The organism is Shewanella sp. Shew256, from assembly GCF_002196695.1.
Taxonomy (GTDB): Bacteria; Pseudomonadota; Gammaproteobacteria; order Enterobacterales; family Shewanellaceae; genus Shewanella; species Shewanella mangrovisoli.
The window spans coordinates 19,358-41,734 of the sequence record NZ_NAJR01000012.1 but is presented as its reverse complement, the minus strand read 5'-3'; the positions used below and the strand labels follow the sequence as shown (position 1 = coordinate 41,734).

Genomic DNA, 22,377 nt, shown 5'->3' with positions numbered 1-22,377 from the left:
TTGTATCTTATGAGACAAACAGTTAGATGTCGATGGCGTGCCAAAGCTACCATAATCTCTATCACTGTTTGTCCATGACGGCGCCTAGTTCATCACCCATGTGGATTGCTCAATCCGATTGATTCAGGCTTGGCCAACACTGACGAATGTATTCAGTTTACCTAATACCTACTGAAACACCGATGGAAACAAGATTAAGCTTTGATCATCTAGGGATTTAACGGCAACGCAGCTTCGCAAATCAAGCTGAGTTATTCGTTAATGGAGAATAGATTTCGCGAAATGCGGGAAAAAACTTAGCTACTCTAAAATATGAATTTGCTCAGATTTAAGCGCAACTGTGGTTTGCATTCCCTTGGTTAAGCCCAGCTTCTGCGCAAGGTGAAGTGACACTTCCGTATTAAGTTGCAGCTCAGTCCCAGTGGCATAACAGACCACCCGTACCGACTCACCCATCACCAGCAAGGAGTCGATGGTAACATCTAACTTATTAAAACTGCGGCATAAACGCCCATTGGTGATAGCGTTAAATCGAATGCCTTGATTCGGGATCACCCAACGCACTTTACTGCCCACGCTGCGGTCTTTGCCCAAATCACTGGCGATCAGCTGCTCACCAAACTTCAGCCAAGTGATGTCTTTAGTACGGTCTTGGAACACCACTTCACCATCGAAAATATTTCTTAAGCCCATCTGCCGCGCAACGGCCTCGTTACGTGGGCGAGATAACACCTCAAACGGCGCGCCCTGCTGCAACATCTGGCCTTGGCTAATCAAGATCATCGAATCGGCCAGCAACAGCGCTTCATTTAAATCGTGGGTCACCATAATCACGGGGCAAAGCAGCTGCTCTTTTAGGCGAGCAAGTTCGAGGTATAAACGCTCGCGGGTTTCTCTGTCCACCGCCGAAAAGGGCTCATCGAGTAACAACACTGACGGTTCACGGGCAAGGGCGCGGGCAAGCGCAACCCGCTGGCGTTGACCGCCAGAGAGATGCATAGGCAGTCTATCGGGCAATCCATGCAAATTGACCCGTTCCAACCAGTCCTTCGCCCTCGCAATTCGCTCCGATTTGGGAATATGGTCAAGCCCTGCAACCACGTTCTCGAGCGCGGTAAGATTAGGAAAAAGCCCAAAATGCTGTGGCATATAGCCGATATGGCGCTGCTGCGGCGTTAGTGCGGTGCGACTTTGATGGTCGAACCATGGCGTCTCACCAAACACAATACTGCCCGCATCGGGATGATTCAGCCCTGCGATCATCCGCAGTAACGTTGTCTTACCGCCCCCCGAAGGCCCGACGACAGCCAACACCTCACCCGCTTTACAGCTAAATTCGGCGCTCAGTTTAATATGTTTATGGTTTTGGATCTGGCAATGCAGATCAGCGATGATTTGCGCCACGCTGACCTCCTAAACGCCGCGATAGACTGGTGGTGAGAGCCAATGCGGTAATCGCAAATAACAACAGCACCAATGACATAGTGCCAGCAGCGCCAAAATCGAAGGCCTGAACACTGTCGTAGATGGAAATCGAGATAGTCTTGGTCTCTCCGGCAATATTCCCACCCATCATCAGTACGACCCCAAACTCACCGAGTACATGGGAGAAACACAGCACTAAGGCAGTCAACACCCCAGGCCATACCATAGGTAATTCAATTTTCAGCAGAATTTTAAGTTTGCTCATGCCGCAACAGGCTGCAGCATCGCGCACGTCGTGGGGAACCGCCTCAAAAGCGCGTTGTATCGGTTGCAACGCAAAGGGAATATTCACCAGCACGGACGCCAGCACTAACCCCGAGAAATGAAACACTAATTGCTGCCCAGTTAGACGCTCTAACCATTGCCCTAACCAGCTTTGGCTGCCAAGCCCCACCAGCAAGTAATAGCCAATCACAGTCGGCGGTAAGACTAAGGGCACCATGATGAAGGCCTCAACCCAAGACTTACCCACAAACTGACGATAGGCTAAGGCTCGCCCCGCCAGAATCGCCAGCGGGATCAACACCAATACCGTGATGCTACTGAGCTTGACCGATAACCAGAGTGCCTGCCAATCCATGTCTGGCCTTACTGAGTGGGTAGACCAAATCCGTATTGCAGGAATACGGCTCTGGCGGCATCAGATTGAAGATATTGATAAAAACGCTCTGCGGTTGCTCCCGCTTTTGGCATCAACGCCATGCGTTGATTGAGTGGACCATGCAATGCTTCGGGCAAGGCAATCGCCTGACCTAAGGCCTTAAACTGTGGCGCTAAGGCAAGGGATAACGGAATAATACCGCCTTGAGTGGAACCACTCACGGCAAATTGCGCCGCTTGGGAGGCATTTTCGCCCAGGATTAACTTAGTTTGTAGGCCGTCCCACAAACCTAGTTTTTGTAGAAGTTCACGAGCGCGCTCCCCATAGGGCGCATGTTCAGGATTAGCAATTGCAAAGCGCTCCAGCTTGTCCGCAGCGAGCAAGCTTTTTACGCCATTCAACTCGGCATCTAGGGTTAAGGGGGACTTGTTTGGAGCCACTAAGGCTAGGCGACCGACCGCGTATTGCACGCCAGCATCGCGAGTAAAGCCCGCTTTTTGCAGCTCATGGATATAACGCTCATCGGCGCTGAGCAACAGCTCAAACGGCGCACCATGTTGAATTTGCGCCACAAAATTACCCGATGAGCCGTAGGAGACTCGCACCTTGAGTCCGGTTTCGGCGCTGAAGTTTTTAACAATATCATCGAGGGCAAACTTGATATTGGCGGCGGCCGCAATCGCAGGCACTGTCTCTGCGCGGCTAACGGCTGGCATCAAGGCAACACAGCACGACAATGCCAGAGCAAATACTAGACTCCAGATTTTGCCTAACCCTGTCACACCATGCATAAACTCACCTCTTACTCTCGCCTGCTGCTAGCTCAGTCTTACGTTAGTCTTTGTGTTGCCACAATTGCGCCGCTTGCTCATCGGCGTCCTTGGCTTCGACCCAATTCTTACCCTTGTCCCCCGCTTCTAATTTCCAGAAAGGGGCTTTGGTTTTCAAAAAGTCGATTAAGAATTCGCAGGCCGCAAAGGCCGCCTTGCGATGGGCACTGGTGACGCCGATAAACACAATTTGCTCACCCAAAGCCATAGTACCGACACGGTGGATAACAGTGACTTTATTGAGCGGCCAACGCTCACGCGCCTCGGCCACAATTTGCTCGAGCACACGCTCCGTCATGCCGGGATAGTGTTCTAAGGTCAGGTCGGTCACCACTGAGCCGTCGTTAAAATCGCGCACCTTGCCCACAAAAGTGACAACGGCGCCATCGCTATTGTCTTGGGCTAATTGGTGATACTCATCGGCCACATTAAAATCGACGGTTTGCACCCGCACATTTGGCAGTAAACGCATATCAACCTCCGGTCACAGGCGGGAAGAAGGCGACTTCATCACCATCGCTCACTCGGGTATCCCATTGGCTGATGGTTTGATTCACCGCCACCAGCAATTTATCTGAGGCTAACACTTTGGCCCATTTATCGTCGGTGGCCGCGAGTGTTGCGCGTAATCCTTCTGCGGTTTGTGTCTGCTCGCTCGCTTCCACACTCAGTTGGGCAGTCCCTAAAAGCTCACGAACTTGGGCAAAAAACAACACGTTAATCATATTCTTATCTCGCTTTACGTTATTCAGCTTTAAAGTGTCCCGACTTGCCGCCGCGTTTTTCGAGCAGGCGCACCTGTGAAATCACCATGTCTTTCTGCACGGCTTTACACATGTCGTAAATCGTCAACGCTGCGACAGAGGCCGCTGTGAGCGCCTCCATTTCGACACCGGTTTTGCCGGACAATTTACACAGGCTAGTGATGCGCACGCGATTATGTTCAGGCTGAGCCTCGAGCTCGACTTCGACCTTGGTTAGCATTAACGGATGGCATAACGGAATTAAATCTGAAGTCTTTTTCGCCGCTTGGATCCCCGCGATACGCGCAGTGGCAAACACATCGCCCTTATGGTGGCTGCCGCTCATGATCATCTCGAGTGTCGTGCTCGCCATCTCAATAAAGGCTTCGGCACGGGCCTCGCGCTCGGTCACGGCTTTCTCGGTCACATCGACCATATGGGCATTGCCGTCGGCGTTAATATGGGTAAATACATTGCTCATTGAAGCGATCCTTTAAACTGATGCCAAATTCAAGCATAGGGAAGTTAAGCGCCATCGCGAAATCTAACTTAATGAAAGATAACGCGATAAGCAGACTAAAACCTAAGTTAGATTAACCGCCAATCGAGGCCAGATGTTGCGTCACGCCGGTAATGCCCTGATGCAGATAATGGGTTTCCTTCTTCTGCGCCAGTTGACCGTGTAACCGCTCGATTAATTCCGCTTGCTGACTCGGGTGTTGCAGTAGATCACGCAAATCGATGCCAGACTCGGTAAAGAGGCACAGGTGCAACTTACCCTTGGCCGAGACCCGCAAGCGATTACAGCTCGCGCAGAAGTTAGTGGCGTAGGGCATGATCAAGCCGATACGCCCCTTAAAGTCACTGTGGCTGAAGTTTTGCGCAGGGCCATCGTCGGCACGGGGCGTATCTAATTGCCAGCCCTCAGCTTGCAGCTGCGCTTTAATATCGGCACCCGCCAAATGGTGAGCTTGGAAATACTCGCGGCCAAGGCCCGTTTCCATCAGCTCAATAAAACGCAGATCGATGGGCGTGTGCTTAATCCAATTCAAAAAGCGCGGTAAATCTTTATCGTTCATACCTTTGAGCAATACCGCATTGACCTTCACGCGCTCAAAACCCGCGGATAAGGCGGCATCGATACCACGCATCACCTCGTCGAACTTATTCTCGCCGGTGATCTGGTAAAACATCTTAGGATCTAAGCTGTCTACCGACACATTGATACGGCGTAACCCTGCGTCGAACCACTCTTGGGCATGCTTCTCGAGCCTATACCCATTAGTGGTAGTGGCTACGGTATGAATACGAGGATTGTCGGCGACCACTCGAATGATATCGGTAAAATCTTTACGCAGCGTGGGTTCGCCGCCAGTGATACGGATTTTTTGAGTGCCAACCTGGCTAAATGCGGACACAAGGTTTTCTATCTCACTGAGAGATAAAAACTGTTGTTTGCCATTCGGATGATAACCATCGGGGAGGCAATAACTGCATTTGAAGTTACAAACGTCAGTGACTGACATTCGTAAGTAATGAAATTTACGACCAAAATTGTCTTGCAATTGAGACATGATCACCTTTCCAAGTGTGGGAGGCGAGTGCATTTCTTTACTCACCCCAGTGGCCTTATTACCACGGCTACACCCCCATATCTGTCGACTTAGGTAGGCAAGCTCGGAGAACCGTCATTCGTGATTATAAGCCGAAAGTACTGCCTAGCTATACCCCTAAACAGGTATTTCTTGATCCGCTTCAAGTGAGCGTGAACAATCTGTGACAGTGCTCACCCAAAGATTTGTCATTCTTTAGGCTAAACAGCCCGCTTAGCCCCTGTGCCCTGCGATGATTTTGAGGTAAGGTGGACATCAGCAATAAAACGCCCGTTTACAAACAAACTACAACACCCGGTAAAAATCGGGGATATGCGAAGGAAGAGGTGAACTGATGGAACGCGAATCAATGGAATTCGATGTTGTTATCGTCGGCGCAGGCCCAGCTGGCTTGGCCACTGCGTGCCGATTGATGCAGATATCACAGAGTTCAGGTAAAGAGATTACCGTCTGCGTGGTTGAAAAAGGCTCCGAAGTGGGCGCGCACATTCTATCTGGCGCCGTATTCGAACCACGTGTGTTAGATGAACTATTCAGCGACTGGCGCGATTCAGGCGCTCCTGTCACCACCGCCGTGACCCACGATGAAATCTATCTACTCAACTCCGCCACCGACAGCAAGTTGATGCCCAATGCGTTTGTGCCTAAAACCATGCACAACGAAGGCAACTATATTGTCAGCGTGGGTAACCTCTGCCGTTGGCTCGCGACCCGCGCCGAAGCGCTCGGCGTAGAAATCTTCCCAGGCTTTGCCGCCAGCGAACTACTCTTCAATGAAGATAACAGCGTGAAGGGTATCCTGATTGGCGATATGGGCGTCGGTGCCGATGGCCAGCCGAAAGACAGCTTTATGCCCGGCATGGAACTACACGCCAAATATACCGTGTTCTCAGAAGGTTGCCGTGGTCACTTAGGCAAACAGCTGATCGCGAAATACCACTTAGATAATGGCAAGACACCACAGCATTACGGTCTAGGCTTTAAAGAAATCTGGAAAGTTCCCGCCGAACAACACGAGCAAGGTAAAGTGGTGCACACAGGTGGTTGGCCACTAACCGATGGCGCATCGGGTGGCGGCTTCCTTTACCATATGGAAGACAACCAAATTGCCGTGGGTCTGATTATCGACCTCAACTACAAGAATCCCCATTTAAGCCCGTTCGATGAGTTCCAACGTTATAAGACTCACCCTGTCATCGCCAAATACTTAACTGGCGGCGAGCGTTTGACCTATGGTGCTCGCGCAATCACTAAGGGCGGTCTGAACTCACTGCCGAAGATGAGTTTCCCCGGCGGTCTGCTGATTGGTTGCGATGCGGGTACCTTAAACTTTGCCAAGATCAAAGGCACCCACACCGCCATGAAGAGCGGTATTGTCGCGGCTGAAACCTTAGCCAAAGCGATGCTGGCCGAGGTTGAAGGCGGTAAAGATCTGGATTGTTTCCAAACCCATTTGGAAGAAAGCTGGTTACACGAAGAGTTGTATAAGTCGCGCAACTTTGGCCCAGCAATGCACAAGTTTGGCACTTTCCTCGGCGGCGCATTTAACTACATAGATCAAAACTGGTTCGGCGGTAAGTTCCCCATCACTCTGCGTGATGAGCACCCAGACTATGCACAAATGGCCCCTGTCAGTGCCTACAGCAAGATTGATTATCCCAAGCCCGATGGCAAACTCAGCTTCGATAAGCTCTCTTCAGTTTACCTGTCGAGCACTTATCATGAGGAAGACCAGCCTTGCCATCTGCGCTTAAAAGATAACAGCATCCCGCTCGGGATAAACCTGACGCAATTTAACGAACCCGCCCAGCGTTACTGTCCTGCTGGCGTGTACGAAATCGTTGAAGAAGCAGGCCAGCCTAAGTTTGTGATCAATGCGCAAAACTGCATCCACTGCAAAACCTGCGACATTAAAGACCCTAGTCAAAACATTACTTGGGTCACGCCCGAGGGCGGCGGTGGTCCAAACTACCCGAATATGTAACTTAAACGGAATAAGGCGCTCATTGAGCGCCTTATTTTTGCTTGCCTTCACGCCACACTTTGGTCACAATTACGCCATAAAAATCACATGCTTCAAATCAGCAACTCATTTCCATCTATACTCTACATAACAAGATCTACCGCAAGAGCAACAGGTTAGGCCCAATAAATGTCTTGTACGCTGTTTTATTCGGCATTCGACCTAAACAAAGGTTAACTTTTAACATTTCTGTCCGATACTTGTTATTGGCTAGAAAACGTCGACCGATATTTCTAAACGTCTAACACAGGCATATTGATATTTATGATATTGAATAACCTTACTATTAAGCAGAAAATCCTGCTGACAGTGACATTTGCTGTGCTGCTGTCGACCATACTCGTGGGCGTCCTCAGCCAACGTAGTGCTAAAAGCGTGGTACAGCAGCGTATGCTCGGGTCGGAAATGCCCAGCTTAATGATGCAGATCCGCAATAAGATTGAGCTAGATATTTCGAGCTTAATGAATGCCGCCGAGCAACTCGCCAGCAGCCGCATGTTACTGCAATGGCTTGAAAACGGTCGTCCGCAGGAGCAAGAACCGCAAGTCGTTGCCCAACTGAAGGACATCACCCACCAATATCACTTGGCCCAAGCCTCCTACGCCGATAGACAAACCGCCGCTTACTACACTCAGGATGGTTTTTTACGTGTACTCACCCCAGCGCAGGATGGTTGGTTTTTCGGTTATCGCGACAGCGGCCAAGAGCGGATGCTTAACGTGTTTACCGAAGCCAATGGCGAGGTAAAACTCTTTATCAACTATCAGCAACCTAATGGCCGCGGACTCGTTGGCCTCGCCAAATCCCTCGATGATATGGTGCGTCTACTGGGTTCCTTTAAGATTGAAGAAACCGGCTTTGTCTACTTAGTCGATGCTAAAGGTGAGGTAAAACTGCACCCCGACGCCAGTCAAATTGGTAAAAGCAGCCTCAAGAGCTTGTACTCGGGCGCGAATATCAGCTCATTGCTCAATCGTAGCGACTTCAACCTGATCGATACCCAAATCCAAGGTGAAAACACTTTCGTAGCCAGCAGCTATATTCCCTCCATGGATTGGTATTTAGTGGCACAAGTGCCCGAAGCCGAAGTGTTCGCCCTACTGACGGATGCCGCCTACCAGATCTTAATTTGGACCTTAATCATTGCCGCGGGCTTTATCATGCTGGCGATTGTGGTGGCCGGTTCGGTAAGCCGCCCTATCGCACAAGTGGCGGCCATGTTCCGTGATATCGGCGAAGGTGAAGGCGATTTACGTCAGCGCCTCCCCGTTAAAGGCGAAGATGAAATTGCCCAACTGGCACAAGGGTTTAATAGCTTTATCAGCAAAATCCAAGACTCAGTGATTGAAGTTGCGCAGACCAGCGAACAACTCGGCTTCTCGGCGAAGGATGTGTCAAATCAGGCGCAGCAAACCCTTGAAGACAGCCATGAGCAAAAAGATCGCACTATGATGGTAGTGACCGCCATCAACGAGATGGGCGCCACGGTAAATGAAATCGCCAGCAATGCCGCCCAAGCAGCTGTTGCGGCCAAGGATGCCGATACCGAATCCAATAGCGGCCAAGTGGTGGTGACCCGTGCTCGGGATACCATCAATCAGCTCTCCCAAGATGTGGAACAAGTCGGTGAAGTGATTGAATCCCTCGCGACTCATACCAAGTCTATTGGCGGCATTCTCGATGTGATCCGCGCGATCTCTGAGCAAACTAACCTGTTAGCGCTGAACGCCGCCATTGAAGCAGCCCGTGCCGGTGAAGCAGGACGAGGCTTTGCCGTGGTAGCCGATGAAGTCCGTAATCTGGCATCGCGCACCGCCGCATCGACCAACGAAGTCCAAGGAATGATCGACAAATTGCAATCCGAGGCCAGCCGAGCGGTGAATGCCATGGCCCAAAGCCGTGCGCGCTCCCACGAAGGGGTGGCCGCCGTCGATGAAGCCAGTCAATCTCTGGTAGGCATTAGCGACCGTATTGGCCTGATCAGCGATATGAACATTCAGGTGGCGGCAGCGACGGAAGAACAATCGACCGTGGTGGAAGACATCAACCGTAACGTGACCGAAATTAACGAGATCACCCAGCGCACCGCCAGCACGGCACAGGCTGCGGCACAGGCGAGCTTAGCGCTAAACCAACTCGCCCATCGCTTAGACACCTTAGTAGCGAAGTTTAAGGTGTAAGCCTTGGTAGGTTAAAACCAAACAAAAACGCCTTAGCGAATTCTCCCTAAGGCGTTTTTTATTACTCAGCGTAAAAAGCGATTAGTTATCGGAAAGGAACTTAATCGTCAGCGGATAACGATACACTTGCCCTTCACTCGCCTTAATGATCCCCAGGATAGTGCAAACTAAGTCGAGAATGCCGAGGATGATCAAAAAGATAAACCCAATGCCCACAAAGGCTAACAGCCCGCTGATAATCACATAGATCAACAGGCTTAATTTAAAGTTCAAGCAACTACGGCCGCATTGGTCGACAAAAGCCGACTCTTCACGCTTCATCAACCACATAATCAGCGGTCCGAGAATCGAGCCTAATGGCACTAAATAACCGATTAAACTGGAGGCATACACCAGTAAGCCAAAATCTCTTTCACTCTTAGTCACTGACTCTATCATTACACTTTCCCTGTATTATCGTTTGAAAAATAAAGTTTATTTACCTTTTGGCCCATACAAGCGCATCTGCCAATCTTCGACTTGTTGTGTCGCTAAGCGCCGCTGCAGGCTATTCACCCAGCTTTGTGCCAACCCTTCACAGGAGGCGAGTCTATCATAGGCTTTGGCATCGTATTCAGGTGAAAAGTACAACGCCATGGCTTCGGCGACACTGATATCGGTTTTACGCTCGACTAATTCTATCCTGTCGTTTAGATGAATCACGCCTGGGGTTAATACTCTGTAAAACCAACCGCATAGCTGACTCTGCTGCATGGCGAGGGCGAAGTCTCTATGGCCAAATTGCAGGTTCAATTTAAAGCAAGGTGAGCGCGGCTGAGTCACCTGCACTGTGACGGCACCGATTTGCAGGATATCGCCGATATTGACCTCGGTTTCATTCAAACCAACCGTGCTGATGTTTTCCCCCATGCTCGGCGCATCTTCGAGTTGGGTGATTAAATCCCAGCGACGGTACTGACCATAATGCTCGCGGGGAAAATGATGCAATACTCGGTCGAGGCCGCCATGGTGCTTAGGATCGGCCTGCGCATCGCCTTCGACACGGTCGACATTCACACGCAACTCCTGCGCCGATTTTTTACCGTCGATACCAGTAGAAACACCGTCAATCTCTTGCAGAACCGCCCCTAAATACAAACCCGATAATCTATTTACCAATAAGGTCGACATTTGTTACTCCTACATCATCGCTATCCGTCACCTACCTCTGCCCGAACGGCTTAACCACTCAAACGCGGCAGTGAGCCCAAACTATCCCCTTGGCAGATTCGGCCATCAAAGCAGCATACTACTGATTGAGAACTACTTGATTGCGCCCCGCTTCTTTCGCCTGATACAGTGCGAGATCCGCTCGCTTAATCAAATCTTCCGCAGGCTCGAGTTTTTGGTATTCGGCAACCCCAATACTCACAGTAATAGCAATGTGCACGCCATTCACTTTAAGCTCCCGTTGGGAGATTAAATCGCGAAATTGTTCTGCCAATTCAGCAGCCTGACTTAAATCCTGCTCAGGCACTAATATCAAAAATTCCTCACCGCCCCAACGACACAGCACATCCTGGGTTTTTAGTTGACTCCTTAATAGGTTAGCCACCGTTTTTAGTACTAAGTCACCAATGCTATGACCATAGCTATCGTTTACTTTCTTAAAATGATCGATATCGACAAGCAGAATGGAAATCGGCGCTTGGGATAACTTGGCCTTCTCTAATGCCTGATGGAAATACTCTTCAAACACTTGGCGATTAGCGGCCCCAGTGAGCTTATCGGTTGAAGCCATGACCTCAAGTTTGCGCTGATAACGACCTAGGGTCATGTTTGAAATCAGTAAAATCCCAATCGTCACCAGTAAACTTAAGGCTAAGTTACCCCAAAAGGTATTGAGCAGCTCTTGCTCCTGCGGCGCATCCTCCTGCTCTACGATAAGATACCATTTAAATTCAGGCACTAAACGGCTGTTTAAGTAGGCGGTTTTACCGTTGCGTTGGTAGCTAAAGGCCGCACTTGGGCTGGTTAAAATCCGCGTAGCGAGTTGCTCAAGCCCTACGCTGGTTTGCAACGAATCGGCACCATCATACTCATCACCATGGAGCGTGACACGACCTTGTCTATCGGTGAAGAACACCCGACGGTTGTAGCGCTTCTGATAGAGTTCAATCAATGCCTTGACCTTCTCAACCGCAAGGCCAACGCCAGTAACACCAATAAACTTACCTTCAAAATCGAACACTTTATAGTTCACAAATACGGTTGTCTTAGTGCGATCCGCGGTGTCTGAATCGATATTGATTTCGTAATGCTCTGACTCGGGTAAAGAACGTACGCGAAAATACCAGGCATCATTTGGATCGATATCTTGGATTTTCTTCAATATCCCCGTCGAATGGTAATAGTTGCGACTCTGCTCAGAGACAAAAAAGCTGGTGACTGTATCGTATTTTTCTTGAATTTCTTTGAGGTAACGGACCAGTTTTTCGGGCTCTTGCTCGTGATTCAACATCCAATCACGCACAAAGGTATCCTGCGCCATCAGCGAGGAAATAAAGATGGGACGCAGCAGATCCTGTTGAATTTCTGAATAAATATTGTCGCTGGTTAGAGGTAAAGTATTGCTCTCAATCTGCTGACTCAAGGAGTCGTGGGCCACTTTATAACTAATGCCACTGGTGACTAAAAAGGCCACAAGCAACAGCACTGACAGTAGCCAAATAAACTTCTTTTTATCATTCCAAACGTGATTGCCCATTTCCAACTCCAACAACGGCAGGCTTATTATTTTATTTCAACGAGATGCGTTGCCTGAATGTTAACGTAATCCCTTGCCGACCGCACAATATTTCCACAATATGAACGTTCGGTAACGGAATAACATTATTCGAGCTAAAAAAATGCCCCGTTGGGGAAACGGGGCAAACATGCGAACCAACAAAATGGGAGAAAAGCACAAGAAAACGTTAAGGGACAAGAGCTATTCGTCACTGAGCACACTCTATCAAGCCCAGATGACAGAAAGATGACTCCCTTTTATGCCCTGCTATTTATCTCCCAACTTATGCTTCTAAATACTGCTTCAATGCATCGCCAGGGATAGAACTGTCGGTGGCCACGGCAAATGCCGCCCAAGTCGCACCTTCGGCCATGGCTTGGGTAATGGTTTTTCCCGCGCATAATCCATGGATAAGCCCTGCGGCATAGGCATCTCCCGCCCCAGTGGTATCGACAACCTCAGCAGGCACAGCCGGGACATGCTGCACATCATCTCGGGTATACACCTTAGCGCCGCGCACACCATCGGTGACGACAAAATAGCGTAATGATTCTCCGCCAATGCTCACGCCATAATCCCACGAGGCGACATCACAGCGCCCATGCATATCACTCACGGACGCTAGCAACACGTGGCAAGGGCGCGGTCTGTCATCCTTCGCTAGCTGCGCGATCACAAGGCAGTGATCAAGTGCGGTTTTCGCCCAACTAACCGTGCCCTCAGCCGAAGTATTGAAATACAGCGCATCCCAGTGTTGCCATTTAGGCGGCACCGATAACTCAAAAATAGGCCGCTGCGGACGAATGATGGTGCGCTCACCATCGGGCGTCATCACCAGCAACATTTCACAGGTATTTCCCGCGCGGCGCTGCACTAAACGACAATCTAGCCCTTGAGTACTCGCTTCAGCGATGACCCAGTCGCCCATTTCATCCCGCCCGACTTGGCTCACGAGGGCAACCCTATGGCCCGCCCACACCAGTCCAAGACCAGTATTGGCGCCACCACCACCTAACCTTTGTCCGCCATCTTGATAATGAAAGCGCCCGCCCGTTTTCAGCGGCTTATCAAGGATCAACACTCGGTCACAGTTAAGATTGGCCACCAGCAAAATATTTGCCATGACAGGACTCCATAATGAAAAAACGGACCGCGCGAACTCTCGGCGAAGACTCGGTTAAAAGAGCCCTCAATCTAGACCAAAACGCAGGGTGGCACAATCTCATCAGCCAATAAGCCGTACCAGCGCATGACAGCTTAAACAGGCTTTGGCTGTAAGACTTTGACTATAACCAAATTCAGTAAAGGAACACTGAAACACTAAGAAGCGCAAACAAATCAAAAATAACCACATGAAAAATAATAAAAATATTCATTAAAGTGTCTATTTCAGAGGCTAAGTCATAAAAATGTCATCAAGATTCAACCTTTTATTAGATTAGCAAAAGGTTAAACTGATTCTTCAAGGATGAAAAACTGAAGGAATTTGTATGCTAATGGAATGGCTACATAGGGACACTGATGGTGAAGAACAACTCCGCCGCTATCGCGAATGCTTAGAGGAATTTAACGAGTTGGAATTTCATGATGCTTATGTCGCGAAGATTCAACACGAATATCAGTTACTACAAGTGTTGTTTGAGGAGCAGTCGGTTCAACATTATGAGCCTAACTGCTCCGAAAAATAGGACTGACGTTAATCGACCGTCTTAAAGGGTGAAAGCGAGGTAAACTTTACATCCAGCTGCCAATCTTGGATCACCATCTCCGAAGGTTGCCAACTGTCATCCACCCATTCGTAAATGAGGCCAGGATCTTCCTCTGCGTTCACCAATAAACGACGACCATCTTTTAACACAACAGTATAATCAAGCCCTTGAGCATCAACACTTTCAATATCCCCCAATACTTTGTGATGAATGCTTGAAATTGCGCCTGTCGCTTTCACGGCATCAGTTTCTTTCGCGCCGCTGTAAAATCTCAGTGCCTCATTGGTAGCGGGTTTATGAAATACAAACTCTTCAGTCACGCCCACAACGATCGACGGATCAAGCTCATACCAAGCGGGTATCCATAATGCGTTCATTACCATCCCGTTATATCCTGCATAATAATTTTACGGACGAGAACATTCTGCCTTAACCTTGGCAGATAAAATACTGGTCAGGGATAAAATAATTTTAACCTTCTGCAGACAATTCCCCTCAGGCTGTAACCCACATAACTGCAATAAAAATGGCGCGGTTAAGGTCATATGCTGTACTTCGAGTTAATGATTGGAGCCATGCTGACTTTCTGTTAGCTTGAAAAAACAGCTCAATAACTGCCACATTTTGTTGATAGAGTGATCCAATAAACCCGCGTCACGTATTGAGCCTGACAACCCATAGCCACCACTATGGCACCAGCTTGCCCTATGGAGAAATCGAATATGCCAGTTTTGCAAACACTCAAACTTACGGGTGAGAATGAGGCGCTGAAACGTCAAGAGCTTAAACAATACTTCAATCAAACTTGGGCACTCTATGAATCCCTCTTCGAGCTGATAAGGCACGACCAAGCTTATTACGTCAAAGCCGAACCACTGCGTCATCCGTTGATTTTTTACTTTGGCCATACTGCCACTTTCTATATCAATAAACTCAAGCTGGGTAAGTATCTCGATGAACGCGTGAATGATCACTTTGAATCTATGTTTGCCATCGGTGTGGACGAAATGTCTTGGGATGACCTCGACGAAAACCACTATCAATGGCCAAGTGTCGCTGAGGTAAAAACGTATCGGGGGCAAGTCAAACAGGTCGTCAATCAACTGATTGATAGCATGCCAATCACTCTACCGATCAGCCAAGACTGCCCCGCTTGGGTCATCTTGATGGGCATAGAACACGAGCGCATTCACCTAGAGACCTCTTCCGCCATTATTCGCCAGCTACCATTAGAGGATGTGAGTGCCAATGCCCACTGGCCAGAATGTCAGGATGTTGGCAGTGCCGAGCCAAATCAGCTACTTGCCGTGGCGGGTAAAAAAATCACCTTAGGTAAAAAAGAGCAAGACAACACCTATGGCTGGGATAACGAATACGGTAACAAGAGCTTTAAAGTCGCCGACTTTAAAGCCTCAAAGTACTTAGTGAGTAATGAAGAATACCTAGCCTTTGTCGAAGCGGGGGGCTATCAAACCCAAGACTATTGGAATGAGGAAGGCCAAGCTTGGCTGGCGTATACCCAAGCTCAAATGCCACGCTTTTGGCGCCGCCGCGATGATAAATGGTGGCAACGTAACCTCACCAGCGAAATCCCTTTGCCGCTCAATTGGCCCGTCGAAGTCAATCAACTCGAAGCTAAGGCCTTTTGTAATTGGAAGGCGCGCCAAAGTCAGAGCAATATTCGCCTGCTCACCGAAGCAGAATGGTATATCTTGCGGGAAAATGTACCGAGCGATGCCCCCGATTGGCATGAAGTCCCAGGCAATATCTCGCTGGCTTATTACGCCTCTTCCTGCCCAGTGAACCGCTTTAAACACAATGATTTTTATGACATTGTCGGCAATGTCTGGCAATGGACCGAAACCGCTATCGACGGTTTTAATGGTTTTGCCGTACATCCGCTCTACGATGATTTTTCAACGCCTACCTTCGATGGCAAACACAATCTGATTAAAGGTGGTTCGTGGATTTCAACGGGCAATGAAGCTATTGCAGCCTCACGCTATGCTTTTAGGCGTCACTTTTATCAACATGCCGGATTCCGTTACGTCGAGTCGTTGCAAAATCCAGAACAGATGGCCGAGGTTAATGTGTACGAAACCGATGAACTGATTTCCCAGTATTTAGAATTCCACTATGGCGCCGAGTACTTTGGTGTGCCGAATTTTTGCGTCAACGGGGTGCAGCAGGCACTCAACGAAATCCAACTCGAGCACACCACCAAAGCCTTAGATATAGGTTGCTCAGTCGGACGTGCTAGTTTTGAGTTAGCCAAAGTGTTCGACCACGTGGATGGCATCGACTTTTCGGCGCGCTTTATCCAGCAGGCTTACGCCCTGACCGAGCAAGGCGAAAAACGCTACACCATTCGCACCGAGGGAGACTTACAGGAATTAAAGAGCGCCAGCCTTGCTAAGCTGGGATACCTTAGCGAAGCCAAAAAAGTCAATTTTATCCAAGGGGATGCCTGCAATCTCAAACCAATCTACACAGGATATGATTTGGTCTACGCCTCAAATCTAATCGACAGATTGAACGACCCGCAACACTTCCTCACCAATATTGGGCAACGCATCAATCAAGGGGGATATCTGGTTATCGCCTCACCTTATACTTGGCTCGAAGACTACACGCCAAAGGAGAAATGGCTTGGGGGGATTAAAGTCAAAGGAGAAAACTTCACAACTTTAGATGGGTTAACCGAAACCTTGATAGGCCAATTTGAACTGGTTGCGGTGAAAGAAATCCCCTTCGTTATTCGCGAAACCAAGCGTAAATTCCAGCATTCGATTTCAGAGATGACGATCTGGCGTAAGCGTTAGTTTTGCAAGATTAATAGCCGCCCTAAAGAAAAATCCGCCAGATAATCCTTTCTGGCGGATGCATAACAAACGGCGCAGTAATAACAGTCATCCAGTTGCAAGAACGGCGAATGCTAGGCACTGCTTACTCATGCCTAGCACAGCGTCCTAGACCTTAAACTGAGCCGTTGTTAAACCAAGTTGGTTTGCAAGCCCTAACAGGCTGCGAGTACTGGCGGCCACTTGGCTGATGGCCGCGCTATTTTCCTCCGCCGCCGCACTGAGCCCTGCAATCCCCTGAGCAATCGTCGCCGACACTGTGGTTTGTTCCTCCGCAGCCGTTGCCGTTTGGATCATTAAGGCTTTGAGTGTATCGAGCCGCTTGGCAATATCATCCACCGCCGCTTGCATGCCTTCGGCATCCTCTGCGGTTTTAGATGCCTCAGATGAACAAGTCACACTATGCTGCGCCAACACAGCCGATTGCTGCTGAATGCCTTGCAATACCTTTCCAATATCCTGCGTCGCCTCTTGCACCTTCACGGCGAGTTGCCGCACTTCATCGGCGACTACAGCAAAGCCACGACCATGCTCGCCGGCTCTGGCAGCCTCAATCGCCGCATTGAGGGCTAATAGATTGGTCTGCTCGGCAATCGCATTAATAACATCCAGAACACTGCCGATCTTTTGGCTATCGGCCTCAAGATTACCGACCTGCTGATGAATGGCGGCAAAGCTTGCTAGCGTCACCTGTAAACTTTGGCGGGTACTCGCCAGATTCTGCGAGAGAATGCCACTCGATTGAGTACAGGAAGAAACCTCATCGGAAGATTTCATGGTATTGGTGCTGATCTCTGCGGCGGCATAACTCATTTCCTCCACGGCCGTGGCTAACATATCGGTTTCTCTGGCCTGCATCTGAATACTGCTGTCGGCTTGGCTCATTGCCGCCGAGTTTTGCTCTGCGGCGGATTCTAACTCATGGCCCATCCCCACCAATTGGCTAATAATTTCCTTTAATTTGGTCTGCATTCTCGCCAGCCAACTCATTAAATGATTATCGGCATGGGCGTGGGAGAGACTATGGGTTAAGTCCCCGGAGGCGATAAGGCTGGTCAAATGGCACATATCCTCGGGCTCACCGCCCAGAGGTTTAAGTACAAAGCTGGTCACGAGTTTTGCCGCCGCAATCGCAAGTACCACAGACAAAGCACACACCATCAGCCCGATATACATCATATGGTAGGCAGGCGCGGCGATTTCACTCACATCAATCTCGGCCATTAAGCCCCACTTGAGCCCCATTTCAATAACAGGCGAGTAGGCTGATAGCACTAGATTATGATTGTAATCATATATCTGCATAACTCCCTCTTGCCCAGCTAACGCAGCCTTGACCGCCAAGGTATCAACCCCATTTTGGGCAATTGTGCCCGCAAAAGAGGCTGATACAGTGCGATTTTTAGGATCTAAAAAGGAGTCGGAACGCATTCGATTGTCGGGACCTATCAGATAGGTCTCACCCGAATCCCCCATCCCTTCACGGATTTGCATCACGCGGTTAATTCGCTCAATAGACACCTGCGCCGCCACCACAATGCGCTGTCCATGGTACTGAATGCTTTGACCAATAAAGGCGGCCGCTTGTCCATTCGATGGCGCATAGGCGGAGAAGTCCTGTAAAAACACAGTATCCCAAGTTGCAGAGGCCTTATCGAACAATTGAGCCAGTCCTGAAGTTCGGTAAGGGCCGGTACGCAGATTAGTGCCATAATCAGGCTCTTTCGCCACAGTGTAAAAAACCGAACCGTCATCGGAGATGATAAAAAGATCATAAAAACCCAGCAGCTTGTTGAGGGATTTGAGCGTTGAGTCTAAATCGCTCAGGGTTTCTAAATTCGGCTGACTGGCGATCACCGCACTAACGGACTGTAAGTTATCGGAGAAATCTTGGAACATGCCATTGATCTGTCGCTGCTTAATTTCCCGCACAGCCACTAAACGTGACTGAGCCTCGGCAAAGAGTTCATTTTTAGCAAGATAGGTGACTATCGCTGTCGCAAGTACAAGCGGCAAGAGGACAATCAGTAAACTGATCAATTGAATTTTACGCGTAAATCCCATGGAGACACTCCTTGTCGCACTCAAGATTCCATAATTGCAGGCAAAACAACTACCGTTAAAACTATAGGTGAAGATTGAAACCTCGACCAAGTGAGGCCATTTTTTTATTCAGTACGCAACTCCCTAATAGAGTAGACATTAACCTTACTCAGACGCTTTTATGCAAACCATCCCAAAACGTGTACTGCTCGATGAAGCAGAGCCGATAACTGGTTTATGAAATTAACGATGAAAATTTTCACATTGACGACAGCATAAAAATCACATTGAATTGAATACAAATTCAAATCACACACTTTGGGAGCGTAAAATGGAGTTAATCGAGCAAGTCTCAGTCGCGAAAAAAGCCAATATTTACTTTGAGGGTAAAGTTGCCAGCCGCAGCGTATTCTTCAGCGATGGCAGCAAAAAGACCTTAGGTGTGGTTCTCCCTGGAGAATATGAGTTTTCCACCTCTCAGGGTGAAATCATGCAGGTTACCAGTGGCAGTTTCGAGGTATTACTGCCCAATAGCACAACCTGGCAAACCTTTAGCGAAGGCAGCCAATTCGAACTTGCAGCCAATGTCAGTTTCAAAATCCGTAACAATGCAATAGCCGAGTATTGCTGCAGTTACCTGTAACCCCTTACCGAGGAATGCTTAACCAGCTTAGGCATTCCTCTATCAGTTACTCTCCACTATTGATGTAAATTAGAACACTAGACGACTGGTCTAATATACTTTATGCTCCTCCCCCATGAAAACAGAACCCCAATCGACGCGTCAGCATATTCTCGACGTTGGATACTCACTGATCCTCAAACAAGGCTTTTCGTGCCTAGGCTTAGCCCAATTACTCAAGGCAGCCCAAGTACCTAAAGGCTCGTTTTATCACTACTTTAAATCCAAAGAGCAATTCGGTGAGGCCTTGCTAGCGGGGTATTTTGAGCAATACCAAGCAGAACTCGATTGCCTGTTCAACGAGACTCAACTCTCAGGCTTTGAGCGCCAAATGCAGTACTGGCAAAAATGGTTGCACGTGCAGCAGGACGGTTGTGTCGATCAAAAATGCCTTGTCGTTAAGTTAAGTGCAGAGGTGGCCGATCTGTCTGAGGCCATGCGCCTTGTGCTTTTAAAAGGCTCGGCTGGCATCATCGAGCGCCTAACTCAGTGCATTCAGGTGGGGATTACCGATAAATCCATCTGTGAACAGGATGCCCAAGCAACGGCAGAGCTGCTGTACCACATGTGGCTCGGCGCCAGTTTGATGAATAAACTCGGCCACAGCCATGCCGCTTTAGCGCGCGCCCTTGCAATGACCGAATCTATTTTAAAGACCAAAACCATGGGTTAATGCCAGCAACACTGGCACACCAATGCATCAGCAACCCGTTAATGAACAATGAAATATCGCTTCATCGGCTTGATTTATCATTTAGTAGCCAACCAATCTAGACGACTGGTCTACTAAAATCATTTTCCAACCATAGGACACATAGCAGTATGTTCAATTTCGCCTACTACAACCCAACCCGAATCCACTTTGGTAAAAACACCATAGCTGAAATCGACACCTTAGTGCCTCGCGATGCCAGAGTCATGGTGTTATTTGGCGGCAGCAGCGCCAGACGAACTGGCACATTAGCCGAAGTAAAACAAGCGCTTGGAAACCGTTTCGTGGTCGAGTTTGAGGGAATCGAGCCTAACCCAACCTACGAAACCCTGATGCAGGCTGTCGACCAAGTTCGTGAATTAAACATCGACTTTTTACTCGCAGTCGGTGGTGGTTCTGTGATCGATGGAACTAAGTTTGTTGCTACGGCAGCGGTATTTGAAGGCGAGCCTTGGGATATCCTCACCAGCTGGGGCGCGAATGTGACTCAAGCCATGCCATTTGGCTCGGTATTAACCTTGCCTGCGACGGGTTCAGAGATGAACAACGCCAGCGTGGTGACCCGTAAATCGTTGAAAGCTAAACTGCCATTCCGTAACGACTTGGTTTATCCGCAATTCTCAATCCTCGACCCTACTAAGACCTTCACCCTGCCAGAAAGACAAGTGGCGAACGGCGTGGTCGATGCCTTTGTGCATATCACGGAGCAGTACCTCACCTACCCGGTCAATGCAGCTGTGCAGGACAGATTCGCCGAAGGCTTACTGCAAATTTTGATTGAACTAGGGCCACAGGCACTCACACAGCCCGAAGATTACGATATTCGCGCTAACTTGATGTGGGTCGCGACTATGGCACTCAATGGCACGATTGCGACCGGTGTACCCCACGACTGGGCAACACATATGATCGGCCATGAACTCACAGCCTTGTATGATATTGACCATGCCCGCACCTTAGCCATTGTATTACCAGCATTATTGCGCTGCACTAAAGCCGCTAAGCGTGAAAAGCTGCTACAGTTTGCAGACAGAGTGTGGCATATCAACACCGGCTCTGAAGACGAACGTATCGAGGCCGCCATTGCGAAAACCCAAGCCTTCTTCGAAGCTATGGGCATTGCAACCCATTTATCTGCCTACGATTTAGGTAAAGAAGCCGTCGATGCTGTCGTCAATCAGCTTGAGCAGCATGGCATGGTTGCCCTAGGCGAACATGGCAATATCGATCCTGTCATGAGCCGCGATATTTTAACCCTAGCGCTCTAAGCTTTGGTTGCCGCCGTCAACGCACCATAGTGGTGCGTTGACTCTCCCCTAAAAGAGGCAAACTCCCCTGCGCCTCAACATCAAAGCCGCTCTCACCTTTCCCATACAAAACATTTGCCGCCAGAACCACGCTCGCCGAAGATTTAAAGGCATAAAAACAAACCCGCGTTTATTCCCACGCTAAACCTCAAGCGAGCTGAATAAACACCATGATTTTTGGTGAAAAAACGACTAATCTTGTAGAACTTCATCTCCAAGGCATAAGGACTTTCGCATGCGTGCATTCACCCTCATCAGCTTATTGCTGCTCAGCCTGTTCGCCCAGGCAACAGTGTACAAATGGGTCGATAAGGATGGAAAAGTCCATTATTCAGATGAACCACATCCCAATGCCGAGGTTGTTGAGTTAAAAGAGAAAACGCTCAATCAAATTGCACTCCCCCCCGTAAAAAATGATGCGGATGACTCGCAAGTGATCCAACAAATCCAGTATCAAGTCGTCATCACTTCCCCTACGGAAGAGGAAACCGTGAGAGACAATAACGGAGACTTTCAAGTCACCGCCACTGTCACCCCAGAGATCAAAAGCCAGTATCTGATGGCACTCAAACTCGACGGTCAAACGGTCGGTCAGCCTCAAGTGGGCGGCATCTTCCAACTTAAGAACATCGACCGAGGTGAACATACCATTGTTGTCGATGCCATGACTCAAAACGGCAAAGTCTTTGCATCTAGCTCTCCACGAAAGATATTTCTTCATCAAGCGGCGATGAATCCAGTCCCGAAAAAACAACCAAAATCAAACTAAACTGTTTAATAACAATTGATTAGGTTGTTTTTGTTCAATCTAGCCCTTTGA

General features: G+C 49.0%; 21 protein-coding genes and 1 riboswitch. Of the genes, 8 read left to right on the top strand and 13 right to left on the bottom strand.

Going from position 1 to position 22,377, the window contains the following annotated elements; all coding sequences use genetic code 11:
• Positions 1-300 precede the first annotated feature (300 nt).
• The 7 genes from B5P39_RS18420 to moaA form a co-directional block, all read right to left on the bottom strand.
• Complete coding sequence (locus B5P39_RS18420) at positions 301-1,404, bottom strand: ABC transporter ATP-binding protein (protein ID WP_088212564.1); 1,104 nt, start codon at positions 1,402-1,404, stop codon at positions 301-303.
• Complete coding sequence (gene modB / locus B5P39_RS18415) at positions 1,385-2,065, bottom strand: molybdate ABC transporter permease subunit (protein WP_011715515.1); 681 nt, start codon at positions 2,063-2,065, stop codon at positions 1,385-1,387. The genes B5P39_RS18420 and modB overlap by 20 nt, the downstream gene beginning before the upstream one ends.
• Before the next feature lie 8 nt (positions 2,066-2,073).
• A complete protein-coding gene (gene modA, locus B5P39_RS18410) occupies positions 2,074-2,877 on the bottom strand; it encodes a molybdate ABC transporter substrate-binding protein (protein WP_088212563.1) in 804 nt (267 codons plus the stop codon).
• Positions 2,878-2,920: 43 nt separating this feature from the next.
• Positions 2,921-3,388 (bottom strand): molybdopterin synthase catalytic subunit MoaE, encoded by a 468-nt coding sequence (gene moaE / locus B5P39_RS18405; RefSeq protein ID WP_023265973.1) that lies wholly within the window; start codon positions 3,386-3,388, stop codon positions 2,921-2,923.
• A 1-nt stretch (position 3,389) separates the two neighbouring features.
• Entirely contained in the window at positions 3,390-3,641 is a 252-nt protein-coding gene (moaD, locus tag B5P39_RS18400) for a molybdopterin synthase sulfur carrier subunit (protein ID WP_011621081.1), read from the bottom strand.
• 19 nt (positions 3,642-3,660) lie between these two features.
• Positions 3,661-4,140 carry a cyclic pyranopterin monophosphate synthase MoaC gene (moaC, locus tag B5P39_RS18395; RefSeq protein WP_011074083.1) on the bottom strand — a complete coding sequence of 160 codons (480 nt, stop codon included), beginning with the start codon at positions 4,138-4,140 and terminating at the stop codon, positions 3,661-3,663.
• 112 nt (positions 4,141-4,252) lie between these two features.
• Entirely contained in the window at positions 4,253-5,233 is a 981-nt protein-coding gene (gene moaA / locus B5P39_RS18390; protein WP_041412503.1) for a GTP 3',8-cyclase MoaA, read from the bottom strand.
• Positions 5,221-5,354: riboswitch (molybdenum cofactor riboswitch) on the bottom strand. It overlaps the preceding gene by 13 nt.
• Positions 5,355-5,606: 252 nt before the next feature.
• Here moaA and B5P39_RS18385 point away from each other — a divergent pair.
• Both B5P39_RS18385 and B5P39_RS18380 read left to right on the top strand, forming a co-directional pair.
• Positions 5,607-7,256, top strand: a complete 1,650-nt coding sequence (locus B5P39_RS18385; protein ID WP_011715511.1) for an electron transfer flavoprotein-ubiquinone oxidoreductase — start codon at positions 5,607-5,609, stop codon at positions 7,254-7,256.
• A gap of 303 nt (positions 7,257-7,559) precedes the next feature.
• A complete protein-coding gene (locus B5P39_RS18380) occupies positions 7,560-9,476 on the top strand; it encodes a methyl-accepting chemotaxis protein (protein WP_088212562.1) in 1,917 nt (638 codons plus the stop codon).
• Between the two features lie 81 nt (positions 9,477-9,557).
• Here the strand turns inward: B5P39_RS18380 and B5P39_RS18375 are convergent, their stop codons facing one another.
• The 4 genes from B5P39_RS18375 to B5P39_RS18360 all read right to left on the bottom strand — a co-directional run bounded on the left by B5P39_RS18375 (position 9,558) and on the right by B5P39_RS18360 (position 13,366).
• Positions 9,558-9,914: a DUF4870 domain-containing protein gene (locus tag B5P39_RS18375; protein ID WP_011621077.1), complete on the bottom strand. Its 357-nt coding sequence runs from the start codon at positions 9,912-9,914 to the stop codon at positions 9,558-9,560.
• A gap of 36 nt (positions 9,915-9,950) precedes the next feature.
• Positions 9,951-10,646 (bottom strand): MOSC domain-containing protein, encoded by a 696-nt coding sequence (locus B5P39_RS18370; protein WP_088212561.1) that lies wholly within the window; start codon positions 10,644-10,646, stop codon positions 9,951-9,953.
• A gap of 118 nt (positions 10,647-10,764) precedes the next feature.
• Entirely contained in the window at positions 10,765-12,222 is a 1,458-nt protein-coding gene (locus B5P39_RS18365) for a sensor domain-containing diguanylate cyclase (protein WP_088212560.1), read from the bottom strand.
• 304 nt (positions 12,223-12,526) lie between these two features.
• Positions 12,527-13,366: a PfkB family carbohydrate kinase gene (locus tag B5P39_RS18360; protein ID WP_088212559.1), complete on the bottom strand. Its 840-nt coding sequence runs from the start codon at positions 13,364-13,366 to the stop codon at positions 12,527-12,529.
• A gap of 367 nt (positions 13,367-13,733) precedes the next feature.
• On the opposite strand from B5P39_RS18360, the gene B5P39_RS18355 reads away from it, so the two are divergent.
• Positions 13,734-13,931 (top strand): hypothetical protein, encoded by a 198-nt coding sequence (locus B5P39_RS18355; RefSeq protein WP_088212558.1) that lies wholly within the window; start codon positions 13,734-13,736, stop codon positions 13,929-13,931.
• Positions 13,932-13,939: 8 nt separating this feature from the next.
• Here the strand turns inward: B5P39_RS18355 and B5P39_RS18350 are convergent, their stop codons facing one another.
• Complete coding sequence (locus tag B5P39_RS18350; RefSeq protein ID WP_088212557.1) at positions 13,940-14,335, bottom strand: hypothetical protein; 396 nt, start codon at positions 14,333-14,335, stop codon at positions 13,940-13,942.
• Positions 14,336-14,674: 339 nt separating this feature from the next.
• On the opposite strand from B5P39_RS18350, the gene ovoA reads away from it, so the two are divergent.
• Positions 14,675-16,774, top strand: coding sequence for a 5-histidylcysteine sulfoxide synthase (ovoA, locus tag B5P39_RS18345; protein WP_088212556.1), 2,100 nt, complete (start codon positions 14,675-14,677; stop codon positions 16,772-16,774).
• Between the two features lie 147 nt (positions 16,775-16,921).
• Here the strand turns inward: ovoA and B5P39_RS18340 are convergent, their stop codons facing one another.
• Positions 16,922-18,877: a methyl-accepting chemotaxis protein gene (locus tag B5P39_RS18340; protein ID WP_088212555.1), complete on the bottom strand. Its 1,956-nt coding sequence runs from the start codon at positions 18,875-18,877 to the stop codon at positions 16,922-16,924.
• Positions 18,878-19,187: 310 nt separating this feature from the next.
• Between B5P39_RS18340 and ppnP the strand changes: the two genes are divergently transcribed.
• From ppnP to B5P39_RS18320, 4 genes are all read left to right on the top strand, one after another.
• Complete coding sequence (ppnP, locus tag B5P39_RS18335; protein ID WP_011715502.1) at positions 19,188-19,499, top strand: pyrimidine/purine nucleoside phosphorylase; 312 nt, start codon at positions 19,188-19,190, stop codon at positions 19,497-19,499.
• 115 nt (positions 19,500-19,614) lie between these two features.
• Positions 19,615-20,211, top strand: coding sequence for a TetR/AcrR family transcriptional regulator (locus B5P39_RS18330; protein WP_088212554.1), 597 nt, complete (start codon positions 19,615-19,617; stop codon positions 20,209-20,211).
• A gap of 149 nt (positions 20,212-20,360) precedes the next feature.
• Positions 20,361-21,518, top strand: coding sequence for an iron-containing alcohol dehydrogenase (locus tag B5P39_RS18325; protein ID WP_088212553.1), 1,158 nt, complete (start codon positions 20,361-20,363; stop codon positions 21,516-21,518).
• Positions 21,519-21,792: 274 nt separating this feature from the next.
• Positions 21,793-22,326 (top strand): DUF4124 domain-containing protein, encoded by a 534-nt coding sequence (locus B5P39_RS18320; RefSeq protein ID WP_088212552.1) that lies wholly within the window; start codon positions 21,793-21,795, stop codon positions 22,324-22,326.
• The last annotated feature ends 51 nt before the right edge of the window (positions 22,327-22,377 follow it).

Bases quoted from the DNA above. Each gene is read 5' to 3' on its own strand.
- modA (WP_088212563.1), bottom strand. From the start codon at position 2,877: ATGCATGGTGTGACAGGGTTAGGCAAAATCTGGAGTCTAGTATTTGCT.
- moaE (WP_023265973.1), bottom strand. From the start codon at position 3,388: ATGCGTTTACTGCCAAATGTGCGGGTGCAAACCGTCGATTTTAATGTG.
- moaD (WP_011621081.1), bottom strand. From the start codon at position 3,641: ATGATTAACGTGTTGTTTTTTGCCCAAGTTCGTGAGCTTTTAGGGACT.
- B5P39_RS18325 (WP_088212553.1), top strand. From the start codon at position 20,361: ATGTTCAATTTCGCCTACTACAACCCAACCCGAATCCACTTTGGTAAA.
- B5P39_RS18380 (WP_088212562.1), top strand. From the start codon at position 7,560: ATGATATTGAATAACCTTACTATTAAGCAGAAAATCCTGCTGACAGTG.
- B5P39_RS18375 (WP_011621077.1), bottom strand. From the start codon at position 9,914: ATGATAGAGTCAGTGACTAAGAGTGAAAGAGATTTTGGCTTACTGGTG.
- B5P39_RS18350 (WP_088212557.1), bottom strand. From the start codon at position 14,335: ATGGTAATGAACGCATTATGGATACCCGCTTGGTATGAGCTTGATCCG.
- B5P39_RS18320 (WP_088212552.1), top strand. From the start codon at position 21,793: ATGCGTGCATTCACCCTCATCAGCTTATTGCTGCTCAGCCTGTTCGCC.
- ovoA (WP_088212556.1), top strand. From the start codon at position 14,675: ATGCCAGTTTTGCAAACACTCAAACTTACGGGTGAGAATGAGGCGCTG.
- moaC (WP_011074083.1), bottom strand. From the start codon at position 4,140: ATGAGCAATGTATTTACCCATATTAACGCCGACGGCAATGCCCATATG.
- B5P39_RS18355 (WP_088212558.1), top strand. From the start codon at position 13,734: ATGCTAATGGAATGGCTACATAGGGACACTGATGGTGAAGAACAACTC.
- B5P39_RS18340 (WP_088212555.1), bottom strand. From the start codon at position 18,877: ATGGGATTTACGCGTAAAATTCAATTGATCAGTTTACTGATTGTCCTC.
- B5P39_RS18365 (WP_088212560.1), bottom strand. From the start codon at position 12,222: ATGGGCAATCACGTTTGGAATGATAAAAAGAAGTTTATTTGGCTACTG.
- ppnP (WP_011715502.1), top strand. From the start codon at position 19,188: ATGGAGTTAATCGAGCAAGTCTCAGTCGCGAAAAAAGCCAATATTTAC.
- B5P39_RS18385 (WP_011715511.1), top strand. From the start codon at position 5,607: ATGGAACGCGAATCAATGGAATTCGATGTTGTTATCGTCGGCGCAGGC.
- B5P39_RS18360 (WP_088212559.1), bottom strand. From the start codon at position 13,366: ATGGCAAATATTTTGCTGGTGGCCAATCTTAACTGTGACCGAGTGTTG.
- modB (WP_011715515.1), bottom strand. From the start codon at position 2,065: ATGGATTGGCAGGCACTCTGGTTATCGGTCAAGCTCAGTAGCATCACG.
- B5P39_RS18330 (WP_088212554.1), top strand. From the start codon at position 19,615: ATGAAAACAGAACCCCAATCGACGCGTCAGCATATTCTCGACGTTGGA.
- B5P39_RS18370 (WP_088212561.1), bottom strand. From the start codon at position 10,646: ATGTCGACCTTATTGGTAAATAGATTATCGGGTTTGTATTTAGGGGCG.
- moaA (WP_041412503.1), bottom strand. From the start codon at position 5,233: ATGTCTCAATTGCAAGACAATTTTGGTCGTAAATTTCATTACTTACGA.